This is a genomic window from Mycobacterium kubicae (genome assembly GCF_015689175.1).
GTDB lineage: Bacteria > Actinomycetota > Actinomycetes > Mycobacteriales > Mycobacteriaceae > Mycobacterium > Mycobacterium kubicae.
Genome location: NZ_CP065047.1, coordinates 4,450,223 through 4,465,066, shown reverse-complemented (window position 1 = coordinate 4,465,066; position 14,844 = coordinate 4,450,223). Strand labels below are relative to the sequence as shown.

The window sequence follows — 14,844 nt, the reverse complement described above, 5'->3', positions numbered from 1 at the left end:
GGATACTTTGGTTCCCGATGGGTCGGCCCGAACCAGCCCTCGGGCGCCCGCGAAACGAGGAGCATCGCGATGACCGCAATCAGCCCAGACGCCATTCGCGCAGAAACCATCACCATCACCGGCCATGGCAGCGACGAGATCGAGGCCTACCGAGCCATCCCGCTGGCGGAGGGGTCTCGCGGCGGGATCGTCTGGATCCACCACATGCCCGGATATGACCGGGAGACAAAGGAATTCGTCCGGCGCCTGGCCGACAGCGGCTATCACGTGCTGGCCCCCAACCTCTACTCCCGGGAGGCCCCGGGCGCTGATCCCGACGACGCGGCGGCCGCGGCGCGGGCGGCCGGTGGAGTACCCGACGAACGACTGGTCGGCGACGTCGCCGGCGCGGTGGAACACCTGCGATCGTTGCCCGGCGCAACTGGGAAATTCGGCGTCATCGGGCACTGTTCGGGCGGGCGACACGCCTTCCTGGCCGCCTGCTCGTTGCCATTCGATGCCGCGGTGGACTGCTACGGCGGCTTCGTCGTCGAGGACCCACCCGAACGAGTGCCCCGCGCCATCAAACCGATCCTGCATCTGGCGCCCGATTTGAGCTGCCCGCTGCTCGGGCTCTTCGGTGTCGACGACCCGTTCCCCGCGCCGCCCGCGGTGGCCACCTTGGCCGAGGAATTGACCAGGCTGGGTAAGGCGCACGAATTCAAGTCTTACGAGGGCGCCGGCCATGCCTTCTTCTCCGTCGACCGTCCGGCGTACCGCCCCGAGGCGGCGGTGGACGGCTGGCGCCGCATCGACGAATTCTTCGCGACCCATCTGAAAGGCTAGGAACTCCCAACCCATGTGCACTCATCTGTCCGAACACCTCTCGATCGACGGCAGCGGCAAAGGCGCCACCGGATGGTTCGACGCCAACCGCGCGACCGTGTACGTCGACCATGCGGTCCACGCCCCGTACACCCACACCGTCAACATCGACGTCATCAACCCCGAGCTGGGCCCGTCCGCGCGCGTCGCGCTGGAATTGACCGAGGAGAGCGCCCTGGCGCTGGCCGACGCGATCCGCAAAGCGATCTCACACGCGCCCGCCGGTCTGGCCTCGAAGAACCAGTAGTCCGACCATGACAACGGACTACCCGCAGGCCGCCGCCACTCGCGGCCGCATCGAGCCCGCGCCCCGCCGGGTGCGTGGTTACCTGGACACGACCTGGTATTCGACACCACCGGGGCCCGATATGTATGGGAAATCCCTTACTATCCAGCCTATTACGTACCGCTGGCCGATGTACGCACGGAATTCCTGCACGACGAGAACCACTTCCAGCGAGTGCAGTTCGGCCCGTCCCGGCTGTATTCCCTGGTCGGCCCCCGACAGACACACCCATCGGCGGCAAGGGTTTTCGACGCCGACAGTGACAGCCCCCTGGCCGCAACGGTGCGATTCGACTGGAACCCGTTGCGGTGGTTCGAAGAAGACGAACAGATCTACGGTCATCCCCGCAACCCGTACTCGCGGGTCGACGCGCTGCGCTCGCATCGGCACGTGCGAGTGGAACTCGATGGTGTCGTGCTCGCCGACACCCATTCGCCGGTTCTGCTGTTCGAAACCGGTCTTCCGACAAGGTATTACATCGATCCAGCGGACGTCGCCTTCGAACACCTGGAAGCGAGCTCGACGCAAACGCTGTGCCCGTACAAAGGTGTGACGTCGAGCTACTGGTCAGTGCGGGCAGGAACGACGCTGCATGCGGACCTGGCCTGGAGCTACCACTACCCGCTGCCCGCGGTCGCCCCCATCGCCGGGCTGGTGGCCTTCTACAACGAGAAGCTGGACATCATGGTCGACGGCGCCGCGCTGCCGCGGCCGCACACCCAGTTCAGCTGATCAGCGCAGCGGGATGTCGTGGTCCGGGCCGCGCTCGGTGTCGGGACGCGGGCCGAAATACCGGCGCTCGGATTCGTCGATGCGGACGTCGTTGATGCTGGCCTCCCGCCGCCGCATCAATCCGTTGTCGTCGAACTCCCACAACTCGTTGCCGTAACTGCGCCAGCACTGGCCGGTGGCGTCGTGGCACTCGTATTGGAACCGCACGGCGATGCGGTTGCCATGGAAGTCCCACAAGCTCTTGCGCAGCGCATAGTCGAGTTCTCGTTCCCATTTGGCAGTGAGGAATTCGACGATCCGCTCGCGACCGGTGACGAAGGTGTCACGATTGCGCCACACGCTGTCGCTGGTGTAGGCGAGGCTGACCTTGTGCGGGTCCCTGGTGTTCCACGCGTCTTCGGCCGCCTGCACCTTCTGCAGGGCGGTCTGCAGGTCATACGGGGGGAACGGCGGGCGCGGGTCGTCCATGTGGGTCCTTCCGGTGGGGGATTCCCCTGGCGGGCTTGGTGAATATGTCATCGTTGCCGGTGCGGCGCAGCCGCCGACACGCCTTCCAGGTCGAATGTGACAATCTTCTCTTTCGGCAGAACTTTATAAGAGACTCTTATTTTAATTCTGCCTCGGCCGGCCCGCCGAAGAATCCGGACGAACGAGGAATGCGCTGCTCAGCGCACCTGCTGCTGTTGCCGCGGCGAGGTTGAGACGGGGACTTCAAAGTTCTGACCTGAGCATTGGTTAAGGGGCGCAAGTGACCTACGCAACAACCAGAAAATTGGCGTCATTTGCTGCCGAATTCGGCCACTAAACTCGCCTAAACGCGCGTCCAAGACGCTAATTCGACCGAAATCCGGTCCCGATAAACAGCAGAGGCGGTGCCAACATGAGCGATGTGAACGGCCACAATGTCCAGGTCGTGGGCTTCGACGACGCACCCGACCTGCCGATCGCCGTGCAGATCTCGGTGGGCCGCGGTCCGATCAGCGGTATTGCGCTCAGTGCCGATGGCCGCCGAGTGCTCGTCACCAACTACCGCGACGACACCATCTCGATCATCGACTCCGACACCGGCCGCGTGGTCGACACCGTCGGGGCGGTCACCGAACCGCGGGCGCTCGCGCTGGCGGCCGCAGCGGCCGACCGCGCCTTCGTGAGTTGCGCGTCGCCGGCATACGACTCCATTCAGGTCGTCGACCTGATGACCAACACCGTCACCAAGACGCATCCGCTGGCGCTCAACGTCCGCGACTTTGCCGTGAGTCCCGACGGCAACCACGTCTACGTCACGCGCAATGGTGCTCGCGGCGCGGATGTCGCCGTCGTGAACACCATGACCGGCGCCGTCCAGAGCCTCGACCTGGCCTCGGCGCCCGACGTCACCGCGGAGTGCGTGCGCGTCAGCCCCGACGGTGCGCGCCTCTATGTCGGTGCCAACGGGCCCTTCGGTGGGCGGATCATCGTCATCAACACCGGCGTCGCAGACGGGCATTCGCGTTGGCGCCGGCGGCGCCAGGCGCCCCCGGCCTTGCGCGTGCTCGCCACCATCGACATCGGTCTGCTGGTGCGCGACATTGCGATCAGCCCCAACGGCGGGACCGCCTATGTGGCCAGCTGCGGACCCGACTTCGGCGCAGTCCTCGACGTCGTCGACACCCGCACCAACAAGGTCCTCAACACCTGCAAATACTCCGAGATCGGGGGGGTGCTCACCGGCCTGAGCCTCAGCCAGGACGGGACCCGTGCCTACCTGATCACCGACGACAGCCTGACCATGCTGTCCACCCTGACCCAGGACATCATCGGCGCCGTTACGGTGGCCGCGCAGCCGTCCTGCGTGGCGGAAAGCCCGGACGGCCGGTACTTGTACGTCGCCGACTACACCGGAACCGTCACCATCGCGCCGGTGGCCGACATCGCTGGCGCTGCCCAGCCGGCGCTACCGGCCGGCAGATCGGCCGACCTCTTCTCGCCTGAGCTGGTGCAACACCAGCCCGCCTTCGCCTGAGAAGAAGCGGACATAGACTGGCGTGGGCCCGGTTCGGTCCGGGTTCCCACGACTTGGCGCGGCGAAAGCATTCGCCCCACTCCCAGGGTGAGGTGGTGCTGCGCGGTGAACCCACAAAGGCGGTACGTCGATGTACAGCACGATGCAGGACTACCCGTTGACGGTGGCGGCGATCATGCGGCATGGCTGTGGTGTGCACGGGGCTCGCACGGTCACCACGGCCACCGGTGACGGTTACCGGCACAGCACCTACCGCGAGATCGGCGCACAGGCCGCTCAGCTGGCAAATGGGTTGCGGCGTCTGGGGATAACCGGTGACGAGCGCGTAGCCACCTTCATGTGGAACAACGCCGAGCACCTGACGGCCTACCTCGCCGCGCCGTCGATGGGTGCGGTGCTGCACACCCTCAACATCCGGTTGTTTCCCGAACAGATCGCCTATGTCGCCGGCGAGGCCGAGGACCGCGTTCTGCTCGTCGATGTTTCGCTGGCGCAACTGCTTGCGCCGGTGCTGGGCAAGCTGGACACCGTCCATACCGTGATCGCGGTGGGGGAGGGCGACACCGCGGCGCTGGAGGAATCGGGTAAGACCGTGCTGCGCTACGCCGAGGTGCTCGACGGTGAGCCGACCGAATTCGACTGGCCGGTGATCGACGAGAAGTCCGCGGCCGCCATGTGTTACACCAGCGGCACCACCGGCAACCCCAAAGGGGTTGTCTACAGCCACCGTTCGAGCTTCCTGCACACGATGGCGGCTTGCACCACCAACGGCATCGGCATCGGTGCCAGCGATCGGGTGCTGCCCATCGTGCCGATGTTCCACGCCAACGCCTGGGGCCTGCCGTACGCGGCGCTGATGGCGGGAGCGGATCTGGTACTGCCCGACCGCCACCTGGACGCCCGGTCGCTGATCGACATGGTGGAATCCCTGCGCCCGACGGTGGCCGGTGCGGTGCCCACCATCTGGAACGACGTCCTGCACCACCTGGACAAGGACCCCGACCACGACATGTCCTCACTGCGCCTGGTCGCCTGCGGTGGATCGGCCGTGCCGGTGTCCTTGATGCGCGCCTTCGAAGACAACCACGGCGTTCAGATCCGACAGCTGTGGGGCATGACCGAGACATCGCCGTTGGCGACCATGGCCTGGCCGCCGCTGGGCAGCCCGGAAGACAAACACTGGGCCTTCCGCGGCACCCAGGGCCAACCGGTGTGCGGCGTGGAGATGCGCATCGTCGACGACCAGGGTCAGGTGCTGCCCAACGACGGCGAGGCGGTCGGCGAGGTGGAGGTCCGCGGCCCATGGATCGCCGCCTCGTACTACCGCGGGCATGACGAATCCAAATTCGACGCCGGATGGTTGCGCACCGGCGATGTCGGACGCATCGACGAACACGGCTTCGTCACGCTGACCGACCGCGCCAAAGACGTCATCAAATCCGGCGGCGAATGGATCTCGTCGGTGGAGTTGGAGAACAGCCTCATCGCGCATCCGGACGTGGTCGAAGCCGCAGTCGTAGGGGTGCCCGACGAACGCTGGCAGGAGCGCCCACTGGCCGTCGTCGTGCTCGCCGAGAACGCGTCGATCAGTGCCAGCGACCTGCGGAAGTTTCTGTCGGACAAGGTGGTTCGCTGGTGGCTACCGGAACGGTGGGCGTTCACCGACGAGATCCCGCGCACCAGCGTCGGCAAGTACGACAAGAAGACGATCCGCGCCCGCTACGCCGACGACGTGTACGAAGTGATCGAGGTCCGCGACTAGAGCTAACGTCGAGCCCATGTGTCGACTCTTTGGCCTGCACGCCGGCGCCGACGTCATCACCGCGACCTTCTGGCTGCTTGACGCTCCCGACAGCCTGGCCCAACAAAGCCGGCGCAACCCCGACGGCACGGGACTGGGGGTGTTCGACGAACACGGCAAACCCCAGCTGCACAAGGAACCGATAGCGGCCTGGCGCGACGCGGACTTCGCCACCGAGGCCCACCAGCTCACCGGCACCACGTTCATCGCCCATGTGCGTTACGCGACGACGGGTGCCCTCGACGTCCACAACACCCACCCATTCCTGCAGGACGCCCGGATCTTCGCGCACAACGGTGTCGTCGAGGGACTGGACGTGCTCGATGCCCGGTTGCGTGAGCTCGGCACCGATGATCTGGTGTTGGGCCAAACCGATTCCGAGCGGGTCTTCGCTTTGATCACCGGTTCGATCCGGGCACGTGACGGTGACCAGACCGCCGGCTTCGTCGATGCGGCCAAATGGCTCGCCGACAACGTTGCGGTGTACGCGGTCAACATCCTGCTCAGCACGGCCACCGACATGTGGGCGCTGCGCTATCCCGAGGCCAACAAGCTCTACCTCCTGGATCAACGCGAGCAAACGGCACCCGAGTTTCATCTGCGCACCAAGCGGATTCGTGCGCAGTCACAGCACCTGTGCGCGCGGCCCTCGGTCGTGTTCGCTACCGAACCGATGAACGACGACCCGCGCTGGACGTTGCTCGAGCCCGGTGAGCTCGTCCACGTCGACGCCCAGCTGCACCTCACCCGCGACCTGGTACTGCCTGACCCGCCGCGCCATCAGCTCCGCCGAGCCGATCTGAGCACTCCGGTGCACGAGGCGCAGCACCCGGCGGCGACCGCCTGACACCGGCTGGCAGAGTAAGAGACCGTGGCAACCAGACGTGCGCTTGTGCTGGCCGGCGGCGGAATCGCCGGAATAGCCTGGGAGACAGGGGTTCTGCGCGGCATCGCCGACGAATCACCAGCGGCGGCGAGGTTGCTGCTGGAATCCGAGGTGCTGGTGGGAACGTCGGCCGGTTCGGCGGTGGCGGCGCAGATCAGCAGCGGCTGTTCGCTCGGCGAGCTTTTCGACCGGCAACTGGCCGAGACGTCGGCCGAAATCGACCCCGGGGTCGACATAGACGCCATCACCGACCTGTTCCTGACGGCGTTGCACACCGCGCCGGGTGAGACGCGGGACAAGGCCACGCAACTGCAACGCATCGGGGCGGTGGCACTGGCGACCGAGACAGTTTCCGAGGCCCTGCGCCGCGACGTGATCGCCCAGCGCCTGCCGTCGCACGACTGGCCGCAGCGGGTCCTGCGCATCACCGCGATCGACACCGCCACCGGGGAATTCGTTGTGTTCGACCGGGATTCGGGTGTTCCTCTGGTCGATGCGGTCGCGGCCAGCTGCGCGGTCCCCGGGGCCTGGCCGCCGGTGACCATCGCCCACCGCCGCTACATGGACGGCGGTGTCAACAGCTCGGTCAACCTCGGTGTTGCCGACGACTGCGACCAGGCGGTGCTGCTGGTGCCCGGCGCAGCCGATGCGCCATCGCCGTTCGGCCCCGGGCCCGCAGGCGAGATCGCCGCGTTCGGCGGCGCCACCTTCGCCGTCTTCGCCGACGAGGACTCGTTGGCCGCATTCGGCTCCAACCCCCTGGACCCCCGCTGCCGCATCGGTTCGGCAACGGCGGGCCGCGCGCAAGGCCGGCGCGAAGCAGCCGCCCTGGCAACGTTTTTGGGCGTCTGAGTCAGGCGCCTTCGATCGCCGTCTGGCCGGGCTCGTCGGGCGCGCCGCTCTCGAACGCGTCCAACGCCCGGGCGGCCAGTTCACGGCCTGCTTCGATGACCTCCACGGCCCGGTGGAATTCCAGGCTGCGGCAAGTGGTGCGCGGCACCTCGATCAGCAGGTCGGGCGGATAGGTCGCCAGCGTGTGGCGCGCCAGCGCCGACTGGGCGATGTCGATCGTGCGATTCATGACGTCGAAGCTGCCCAGCTTGGGCAGTTCGGGAGCCTCCTCCTCGGAGACGACCGCGTCCTGGGAGTCCTCGATGTCTGCCGAATCGTCCTCTGACTCGTCCTCCGGCACGGTCGCGCCGAACCGGCTCAGCAACGCCCGTGCCGTCGGCCGGTCCAGCAGTGCCTTGGCGGCGTTGGTGTCGAACAACGCTGTGGTGCTGCGCATCATGCGGCTGAGCCACTCGGCGGTCACACCGGCTTCCGCGTCGCGGGTGGCCCCGGCTTCGCTGCCGTTCAGGCTCACCGCGATGGTCAGGTCGGCGTTGGCCGCCGCGATCGGTGCCATCGGTAGCGGATCCAGAATGCCGCCGTCGGCCAGCAGCCGTCCGTCCACCTCGGTGGGCGCGATGACGCCGGGTATGGCGATGGACGCGCGGATCGCCACGTCGAGGGGACCGCGCTGAAACCACACCGATTTACCGGCCAGCAGGTCGGTGGCCACTGCCGTGTATGGGATCGGCAATTCCTCGATGGTGACCGGCCCCAGAATGTCGCGCACGGCGTCCAGAATCTTCTCGGCCCGCAACACTCCCGCCGCCGTCAACGAGGGATCCAGCAGCCGCAAGATGGTCCGCTGCGTCAGCGACGTCGCCCACTCGGCGAGCTCCACGAGCCGACCGGCGGCTTGCACCCCGCCGACCAGCGCTCCCATCGACGACCCGGCGATCCCGACGATGTCGTAGCCGCGCTCCTGCAGCGTTTGGATGACGCCGATGTGGGCGTACCCGCGGGCCCCGCCGCTGCCGAGCGCCAGTGCCACCCGAGTCCCCGACGCCCCTCGCGGGCGCAGGGGTACCGCTACCGACATCTCCTCATTGTGCTTGCCCGCAGCACCGCCCACCGCACTGGTCGACACTTTTGTGCAGCCCTGATCGCAATTGCTGGCGCCCTACCCGCATTCGCCGTTGGCCGCCGCCGACGCCGCCACAATGACCGCGGACTGCCGGGCCGGGCTCAAATCCGACCACCGGACGTTCCAGGTGCCGGCAACGCCGGACGGGGACGCCTGCACCATCCCCAGGTAGGGCTCGATCACCCCTTGGCCGGAGCCCGGCTGGCCGTCCATCCACACCTTGGCGGCATGGCAGGCCTGGAAATACTCTTCTTCGGTCGAGTCGGCGGGAACGTCCACTTTCGTCGTCACACCGGTGGGGGAGACGCCGATCGCACCGGGCGGCAGCGAACCCGCCGCTCCTGCCGATCGGCTCGGCGACGCCGACGAGGAGTTCGGCTTGCCGCCTCCGCCGCCGTGACCGCACGCGGACAAACAAGCAACGACCAACAACAAGCCCCACCACACGGGGCGACGACGACACCGGCGCACCCCTCCCAATCTATGCAAGACTGGCGAGCGTGATGGAGCGCTTCGGATTTTGCGAGTGTTGTCGGCCCTGACGCGCCGCCGCTTGCCCCATCCGTTTCCACACCTTGGAGTTCTTCCATGGCCATGCCCATCTCCGTGGCGCCACGATCGGTCGCGCTGCGCCCACTGAGCCCACTGAGCAGTCCCTCCTCCGGACCCACTCGCCTGCGCGTGCCCGATCTGCTGCACGCCACCGACCAGGCCGCCGACGACGTGCTCAGCGGGCGGTGCGACCACCTGTTGCCCCCGGGCGGTGTCCCCGAGACGCAGCGCTGGTTCACCCGCATCCACGGTGACGACGAGCTGGACATCTGGCTGATCAGCTGGGTGCCGGGCCACTCCACCGAGTTGCACGACCATGGCGGCTCGATCGGCGCGCTGACCGTGTTGTCCGGGTCGCTCAACGAATACCGTTGGGACGGTAGGCGGTTGCGGCGCCGCAGGCTCGACGCCGGCGACCAGGCCGGGTTCCCGCTCGGGTGGGTGCACGACGTGGTGTGGGCCCCCCGGCCGATCGAGGAACCGGCCACGGCGGCCGCGCCGGTGGTGGAGCCGACGCTGAGCGTGCACGCCTATTCCCCGCCGCTGACCGCGATGTCGTACTACGAGGTCACCGCGCGCGCCACGTTGCGCCGACAGCGCACCGAACTGACCAACCAACCCGAAGGGCCGTGATGAGCCGCATTGACCGGGTGCTCGACGCCGCCCGCAGCCGCTATCGCCGCCTGCCCGCCGCAGACCTGCCCGAAGCGCTGCGCCGCGGCGCGCTGTTGGTCGACATCCGGCCGCAAGCCCAGCGCGCCCGCGAGGGAGAGGTGCCCGGCGCCCTGGTCATCGAACGCAACGTCTTGGAGTGGCGCTGCGACCCGACCAGTGACGCCCGCCTGCCACAGGCCGTCGGGGACGACGTCGAGTGGGTGATCCTGTGTTCGGAGGGCTACACCTCCAGCCTCGCGGCGGCCGCGTTGCTCGATCTGGGCCTACACCGCGCCACCGACGTGATCGGCGGCTATCACGCGCTGGTCGCCACCGGCGTGCTGGCTGAACTGAGCCTCAGCTCAGCCGCTGTCACCCGGTGAGCCGAGCGGCTTCTCGTCGGAATGCAGCAGCGGCCGCAACCGCTCGGTCTTTTCGTGTGTCCACCCCTGCGGGGACAACACCGCGGCCCAGCCGTCGGCCACATCCGCGACGTAGTGGTGCCCGTGTCCGGCGGGCACGTCCACGGCCACGGCCATGTCGGCCGAAACCTGTAGGAACGTCACCACCGGGATCCAATGTGTCTGCGGCAGAACGTCATAACCCCGCTTCTCGCGCAGCCAATCCGGTTCGCTGAACAACAGGTCCGGGGTCCACCAGGCGATCGGGTCCGAGGCGTGTTGCAGATACACCACCCGCGGCGCGCTCCATGCTGGGCCGCCCCGGTCCAAATCCTCAGGGCGCGCGGCGAACCGGACGTTGCGGCCGTCCTGATAGATCGGCAGCCACTGCGGTGAACCGGCATCGCGGGTGGAGGTCAGGTCGGTCCAGATGGTGTTGTTGAACGTCGGCCCGCTGAACAACGCGCCGTCGGTGCGGGCTAGGACATTGTTCAGGCTCATGAACGGCGCCTCACCGCCGAAGGAGCCCAAGCTTTCCCCGAACACCACCAGCTTGGGCCGCTTGAACTCCGGCATCTGGCGGATCAGCGCGTCGACCGCTTCGAAGAGGGCCTGACCGGCGTGCCGCGCGTTCTCCTTGTCCACCAGAAACGACAACCAGCTCGGCAGGAACGAGTACTGCATGCTCACGATCGCGGTGTCGCCGTTGTACATGTACTCCAGTGCCGAGGCTTCGGCCTCGTTGATCCAGCCGGTGCCGGTGGTCGTCGCCACCGCCACGACCGCACGGTTGAGCCCGCCGGTGCGCTGAAGTTCGCGCGCGGCCAGTTCGGCGGTGGCGGTGATGCTGGTCGCCGAGTCCAGGCCGGCGTAGGCGCGGATGGGTTGGGTGGCCGGGCTTCCGTTGAACTTGGTGAGTTGAGCGACGCTGGGGCCGCTTTCGACGAAGATGCGGCCCTGATGCCCCAGTGACTCCCAGGACACCAGCGACTGCGGGCCACCGGAGCGCAGCGGGGTTTTGGGTGGTGCGCTGTCGGGATCCATCTCTTCGTTGACCGACGCGAAGGTGCTGTTCATCGAGTGCATCGCGAACTTGAGCACCACCCCGTTGAGCAGCGTGATCGTCAGCGTCACCAGCAGGATGAAGACGATCGCCGCGGAGACGCGAAAGGGCGCGACTCGGTCCACCTGGCGCACCAGGAATCCGAACAGCCACCGAATGGCCTGGCCGATTTCCACCAGCGTGAACAGGATGAGGAACGACACGATGGCGGCCAACGGGTAGTCGTACCAGTGCAGGTGCTCGACGCCCATCAGGTCGCGCACCTGGTCTTGCCAGAGGTGGAACCAGATCGCCATCAGCACCTGGCCGATGACGCCGACCACGATCAGCGGCACCCATACCCAGCGCGGCGGCGGGGGACTGCAATTCTGCGAGCGCATGTAGCGCACCAGCCACACGCTGAACACACCCAGGCCGTAGCCGATGGCGCCGGAGCAGCCGCTGACCAGTCCCTGGTACAGCGGGCCGCGCGGCAGCAGCGACGGGGTCAGCGACAGCCACACGAAGACCAGCGCGGTCGCGGTGCCGAAGAAGGTGTAGTGACGCACCCACCAGGGGCTGCGCGCCCGCCGCTGTTCGATCGACAAGCCGGCGGTGCCTTCCGGTGCCGCCGCAGCGGATCCGCGGTCGGTCTGCAGGGCGGTCGCCGAAGCGGAATCGCTCATCGGTGGGTGAAGTTGGGCGGGCGTTTCTCGACGAACGCCGCCATCCCTTCGGATTGGTCGTCGGTCGCGAATGTCGATTGGAACAGCCGTCGTTCGTAGAGCAGGCCTTCGGCCAGGGTCGATTCGAAAGCCCGATTGACGGCTTCTTTGGCCATCCGGGCCGCCGAACGCGACATCTGCGAAATGGTGGTGGCGACGGCTTTTGCCTCGCTGAGCAGGTCCTCGGCCGGCACCACGCGGGAGACCAGACCGCTTCGTTCGGCCTCGGCGGCATCGATGGTGCGCCCGGTCAGGATCAGGTCCATGGCCTTGGCCTTGCCGATCGCCCGCGTCAGGCGCTGCGAGCCGCCCATGCCCGGCAGCACGCCCAGTTTGATCTCGGGCTGCCCGAACTTCGCGGTGTCGGCGGCGATGATCAGGTCGCACATCATGGCCACCTCGCAGCCGCCGCCCAGCGCGTACCCGGCCACCGCGGCGATGGTCGGGGTGCGCACCGCGGCCAGCTTGCCCCAGGTGGCGAAGAAGTCGGCGCCGTACGCGTCGGCGAACGTCAGCGCGGACATCTCCTTGATGTCGGCTCCGGCGGCGAACGCCTTCTCCGATCCGGTCAGCACGATCGCGCCGATGCCCGCGTCCTCGTCCAATTCCGTTGCCGCGCTTGTTACTTCGACCATCACCTGACTGTTGAGCGCGTTCAGTGCCTTGGGCCGGTTCAAGGTGATGATGCCGACCCGCTCGTCGCGCTCGACCAGAATGGTCTCGTAGCTCATGGCCTACCTTCCTAGAACGTCAGGTCGTCGTCGACCGGCGCGAAGTACTCCGCGACGTCGGCCACGGTGACCTGGGTGAGCGCCGCCGGTTTCCACTTGGGTTTGCGGTCTTTGTCGATGAGCTGCGCGCGGATGCCCTCGACCAGGTCGTGGGAGCGCAGTGACGCCGACGACACCCGGTAGTCCTGCACCAGAACGTCTTCCAGCGTTTGCAAGTCGGCTGCGCGTCGTAGCGCCTCGAACGTCACCGACACGGCGATGGGGGAGCGGGTGGCAATCAGGTTCGCCGCGTCGTTGGCCTCTTGCGAGTCGTGTCCGCGCAGCGCGGCGACGACGTCGATCACGGTCTCACCCGAGTAACACTCGTCGATCCATTCCCGTTGCGTCGCAAGCTCACTGGGCGGCGGTTCGACGGCGTGGTGAGCCAACGCGCCTTCCACGCCGTCGGAAGCGATCGCCGCGGCGAAGGCATCGAGGTCGCTGTGCGGCACGTAGTGGTCGGCGAATCCCAGCGCGATCGCGTCGGCGCCGGAGAACGGGGCACCGGTCAGCGCGGCGTGCAGGCCGAGCTTGCCCGGCGCCCGCGACAGCAGGTAGACGCCACCCACATCGGGGATGAACCCGATGCCGACCTCGGGCATGGCGATCTTGGAGGTGTCGGTGACCACTCGGGTGTTCGCGTGCGCGCTGACACCCACTCCGCCGCCCATCACGATGCCGTCCATCAACGCCACATACGGCTTGGTGAACCGGCCGATGAGCCCGTTGAGCAGATACTCGTCCCGCCAGAACCGACGCGCCTCGACCCCGTCTTTGCGCGCGCTGTGGTAGACCGCCACCACGTCTCCGCCCGCGCACAGTCCGCGTTCCCCAGCGCCGGAGAGCACCACCGCGCGTACGGCGTCGTCGCGCTCCCACCGGATCAGCACGGTGCTCAACGTGTCGACCATGGTCTGGTTCAGCGAGTTGATCGCCTTGGGGCGGTTGAGCGTCACGTAGCCGACGTCTCCGTCGACGCGGGTCAGGACCTCGTCGGATTCCCCAGTCACCGCTTCAGTCACGCGCTAGCTCCCCTCGCCGGAATCCGTCGTCAAGCCGGGTCATGAGTTTGACCTGCAATCTAGATCGTTACTCGCTCAGCGGTGCCCGCGGGGCTAAGGTTTATCGTGATCCAGACGACGGTATAAGACTCCTGAGAAGCCCGAAGACACCAGCTCGGCTGGGAACCATAGGCGGGCGGCTGATCGTTAAGTAATTAGTTCGCACACCTCGAACCACATTCCCCAGAGAGGATCCGACGGTGCGGGAGACAAGCAACCCGGTATTTCGGTCACTGCCTAAGCAGCAGGGCGGATATGCCCAATTCGGCGCGGGACCGGCCCAGATGCAGGGCTACAACCCCTATGCGCCCTATCAGGAGGCCAAGGCCTCGCGGCCTCTGACCATCGACGACGTGGTCACCAAGACCGGCGTGACGCTGGCCGCGTTGACGGCGACCGCGATCGTGTCGTACTTCCTGGTCGCCCAAAACATCGGCCTGGCCATGCCGCTGACCCTGGTCGGCGCGCTGGGCGGGCTGGTTCTGGTGCTGATCGCCACGTTCGGTCGCAAGCAGGACAACCCGGTGATCGTGCTGAGCTACGCCGGCCTGGAAGGCCTGTTCCTCGGCGCGGTGTCCTTCGTCCTGGCCAACTTCACGGTCGGCTCGGCCAATGCCGGCGCCCTGATCGGCGAGGCCGTCCTGGGCACGCTGGGCGTCTTCTTCGGCATGCTCGTCGTCTACAAGACCGGAGCCATCCGGGTCACCCCGCGGTTCACCCGCATGCTGGTGGCGGCCATGTTCGGCGTGCTGGTGCTGATGCTCGGCAACTTCGTGCTTGCCATGTTCCACGTCGGCGGCGGTGAAGGCCTCGGCCTGCGCAGCCCCGGCCCGCTGGGCATCATCTTCTCGCTGGTCTGCATCGGCATCGCCGCGTTCAGCTTCCTGATCGACTTCGACGCGGCCGACCAGATGATCCGCGCGGGCGCGCCGGAGAAGGCCGCTTGGGGTATCGCGCTGGGCCTGACCGTGACCCTGGTCTGGCTCTACCTCGAGATCCTGCGGCTGCTCAGCTACCTACAGAACGACTAGCGCGACTCCTAACGGGCAAAGCCGGCACGCTGATCAGCGTGCCGGCTTTCTCTATGCCTGCT

15 protein-coding genes and 1 pseudogene are annotated in these 14,844 nt (G+C 67.1%); 10 read left to right on the top strand and 6 right to left on the bottom strand.

Annotated elements, in window-relative coordinates; translation table 11 throughout:
• Positions 1-69 precede the first annotated feature (69 nt).
• From I2456_RS20835 to I2456_RS20825, 3 genes and pseudogenes are all read left to right on the top strand, one after another.
• Positions 70-825: a dienelactone hydrolase family protein gene (locus tag I2456_RS20835; RefSeq protein WP_085073993.1), complete on the top strand. Its 756-nt coding sequence runs from the start codon at positions 70-72 to the stop codon at positions 823-825.
• Between the two features lie 13 nt (positions 826-838).
• A complete protein-coding gene (locus tag I2456_RS20830) occupies positions 839-1,111 on the top strand; it encodes a DUF6295 family protein (protein WP_068021871.1) in 273 nt (90 codons plus the stop codon).
• 7 nt (positions 1,112-1,118) lie between these two features.
• A pseudogene (locus I2456_RS20825) lies at positions 1,119-1,882 on the top strand (DUF427 domain-containing protein).
• Here I2456_RS20825 and I2456_RS20820 read toward each other — a convergent pair.
• Positions 1,883-2,350, bottom strand: a complete 468-nt coding sequence (locus tag I2456_RS20820) for a nuclear transport factor 2 family protein (protein ID WP_085073992.1) — start codon at positions 2,348-2,350, stop codon at positions 1,883-1,885. It lies immediately after the preceding pseudogene.
• A 412-nt stretch (positions 2,351-2,762) separates the two neighbouring features.
• Between I2456_RS20820 and I2456_RS20815 the strand changes: the two genes are divergently transcribed.
• The 4 genes from I2456_RS20815 to I2456_RS20800 all read left to right on the top strand — a co-directional run bounded on the left by I2456_RS20815 (position 2,763) and on the right by I2456_RS20800 (position 7,423).
• The gene (locus tag I2456_RS20815) at positions 2,763-3,884 is read left to right on the top strand and encodes a YncE family protein (protein WP_085073991.1); all 1,122 of its coding nucleotides are present in this window, start codon (positions 2,763-2,765) and stop codon (positions 3,882-3,884) included.
• A 130-nt stretch (positions 3,885-4,014) separates the two neighbouring features.
• The gene (locus I2456_RS20810) at positions 4,015-5,646 is read left to right on the top strand and encodes a long-chain fatty acid--CoA ligase (protein ID WP_085073990.1); all 1,632 of its coding nucleotides are present in this window, start codon (positions 4,015-4,017) and stop codon (positions 5,644-5,646) included.
• A 16-nt stretch (positions 5,647-5,662) separates the two neighbouring features.
• On the top strand, positions 5,663-6,532 hold the full coding sequence (locus I2456_RS20805) for a class II glutamine amidotransferase (protein WP_085073989.1): 870 nt from the start codon (positions 5,663-5,665) through the stop codon (positions 6,530-6,532).
• Positions 6,533-6,556: 24 nt separating this feature from the next.
• Entirely contained in the window at positions 6,557-7,423 is an 867-nt protein-coding gene (locus I2456_RS20800) for a patatin-like phospholipase family protein (protein WP_085073988.1), read from the top strand.
• Position 7,424: 1 nt separating this feature from the next.
• On the opposite strand, the gene I2456_RS20795 is transcribed toward I2456_RS20800, so the two are convergent.
• Positions 7,425-8,501 (bottom strand): patatin-like phospholipase family protein, encoded by a 1,077-nt coding sequence (locus I2456_RS20795; RefSeq protein ID WP_085074020.1) that lies wholly within the window; start codon positions 8,499-8,501, stop codon positions 7,425-7,427.
• Positions 8,502-8,582: 81 nt separating this feature from the next.
• Positions 8,583-9,017, bottom strand: a complete 435-nt coding sequence (locus tag I2456_RS20790; protein WP_139823136.1) for a lipoprotein LpqV — start codon at positions 9,015-9,017, stop codon at positions 8,583-8,585.
• A gap of 123 nt (positions 9,018-9,140) precedes the next feature.
• Here I2456_RS20790 and I2456_RS20785 point away from each other — a divergent pair, with 123 nt between their 5' ends.
• Both I2456_RS20785 and I2456_RS20780 read left to right on the top strand, forming a co-directional pair.
• Positions 9,141-9,731 (top strand): cysteine dioxygenase, encoded by a 591-nt coding sequence (locus tag I2456_RS20785; RefSeq protein ID WP_371869972.1) that lies wholly within the window; start codon positions 9,141-9,143, stop codon positions 9,729-9,731.
• The gene (locus I2456_RS20780) at positions 9,731-10,135 is read left to right on the top strand and encodes a rhodanese-like domain-containing protein (RefSeq protein ID WP_085073986.1); all 405 of its coding nucleotides are present in this window, start codon (positions 9,731-9,733) and stop codon (positions 10,133-10,135) included. Before I2456_RS20785 ends, I2456_RS20780 begins: the two co-directional genes overlap by 1 nt.
• On the opposite strand, the gene I2456_RS20775 is transcribed toward I2456_RS20780, so the two are convergent.
• Genes I2456_RS20775 through I2456_RS20765 form a run of 3 tightly spaced genes read right to left on the bottom strand, consistent with a single transcriptional unit; the run spans position 10,115 to position 13,700 of the window.
• The gene (locus I2456_RS20775; RefSeq protein ID WP_085073985.1) at positions 10,115-11,881 is read right to left on the bottom strand and encodes an alpha/beta hydrolase; all 1,767 of its coding nucleotides are present in this window, start codon (positions 11,879-11,881) and stop codon (positions 10,115-10,117) included. The two genes, I2456_RS20780 and I2456_RS20775, sit on opposite strands and share 21 nt — an antisense overlap.
• Positions 11,878-12,651, bottom strand: coding sequence for an enoyl-CoA hydratase (locus tag I2456_RS20770; RefSeq protein WP_085073984.1), 774 nt, complete (start codon positions 12,649-12,651; stop codon positions 11,878-11,880). Before I2456_RS20770 ends, I2456_RS20775 begins: the two co-directional genes overlap by 4 nt.
• Before the next feature lie 11 nt (positions 12,652-12,662).
• Entirely contained in the window at positions 12,663-13,700 is a 1,038-nt protein-coding gene (locus I2456_RS20765; protein WP_085074018.1) for an enoyl-CoA hydratase/isomerase family protein, read from the bottom strand.
• Between the two features lie 251 nt (positions 13,701-13,951).
• Between I2456_RS20765 and I2456_RS20760 the strand changes: the two genes are divergently transcribed.
• Entirely contained in the window at positions 13,952-14,782 is an 831-nt protein-coding gene (locus tag I2456_RS20760) for a Bax inhibitor-1/YccA family protein (RefSeq protein WP_085073983.1), read from the top strand.
• The last annotated feature ends 62 nt before the right edge of the window (positions 14,783-14,844 follow it).

What these genes read in the sequence shown, in the direction of transcription:
- I2456_RS20835 (WP_085073993.1), top strand. Translation starts at nt 70, where the DNA reads ATGACCGCAATCAGCCCAGACGCCATTCGCGCAGAAACCATCACCATC.
- I2456_RS20830 (WP_068021871.1), top strand. Translation starts at nt 839, where the DNA reads ATGTGCACTCATCTGTCCGAACACCTCTCGATCGACGGCAGCGGCAAA.
- I2456_RS20820 (WP_085073992.1), bottom strand. Translation starts at nt 2,350, where the DNA reads ATGGACGACCCGCGCCCGCCGTTCCCCCCGTATGACCTGCAGACCGCC.
- I2456_RS20815 (WP_085073991.1), top strand. Translation starts at nt 2,763, where the DNA reads ATGAGCGATGTGAACGGCCACAATGTCCAGGTCGTGGGCTTCGACGAC.
- I2456_RS20810 (WP_085073990.1), top strand. Translation starts at nt 4,015, where the DNA reads ATGTACAGCACGATGCAGGACTACCCGTTGACGGTGGCGGCGATCATG.
- I2456_RS20805 (WP_085073989.1), top strand. Translation starts at nt 5,663, where the DNA reads ATGTGTCGACTCTTTGGCCTGCACGCCGGCGCCGACGTCATCACCGCG.
- I2456_RS20795 (WP_085074020.1), bottom strand. Translation starts at nt 8,501, where the DNA reads ATGTCGGTAGCGGTACCCCTGCGCCCGCGAGGGGCGTCGGGGACTCGG.
- I2456_RS20785 (WP_371869972.1), top strand. Translation starts at nt 9,141, where the DNA reads ATGCCCATCTCCGTGGCGCCACGATCGGTCGCGCTGCGCCCACTGAGC.
- I2456_RS20780 (WP_085073986.1), top strand. Translation starts at nt 9,731, where the DNA reads ATGAGCCGCATTGACCGGGTGCTCGACGCCGCCCGCAGCCGCTATCGC.
- I2456_RS20775 (WP_085073985.1), bottom strand. Translation starts at nt 11,881, where the DNA reads ATGAGCGATTCCGCTTCGGCGACCGCCCTGCAGACCGACCGCGGATCC.
- I2456_RS20770 (WP_085073984.1), bottom strand. Translation starts at nt 12,651, where the DNA reads ATGAGCTACGAGACCATTCTGGTCGAGCGCGACGAGCGGGTCGGCATC.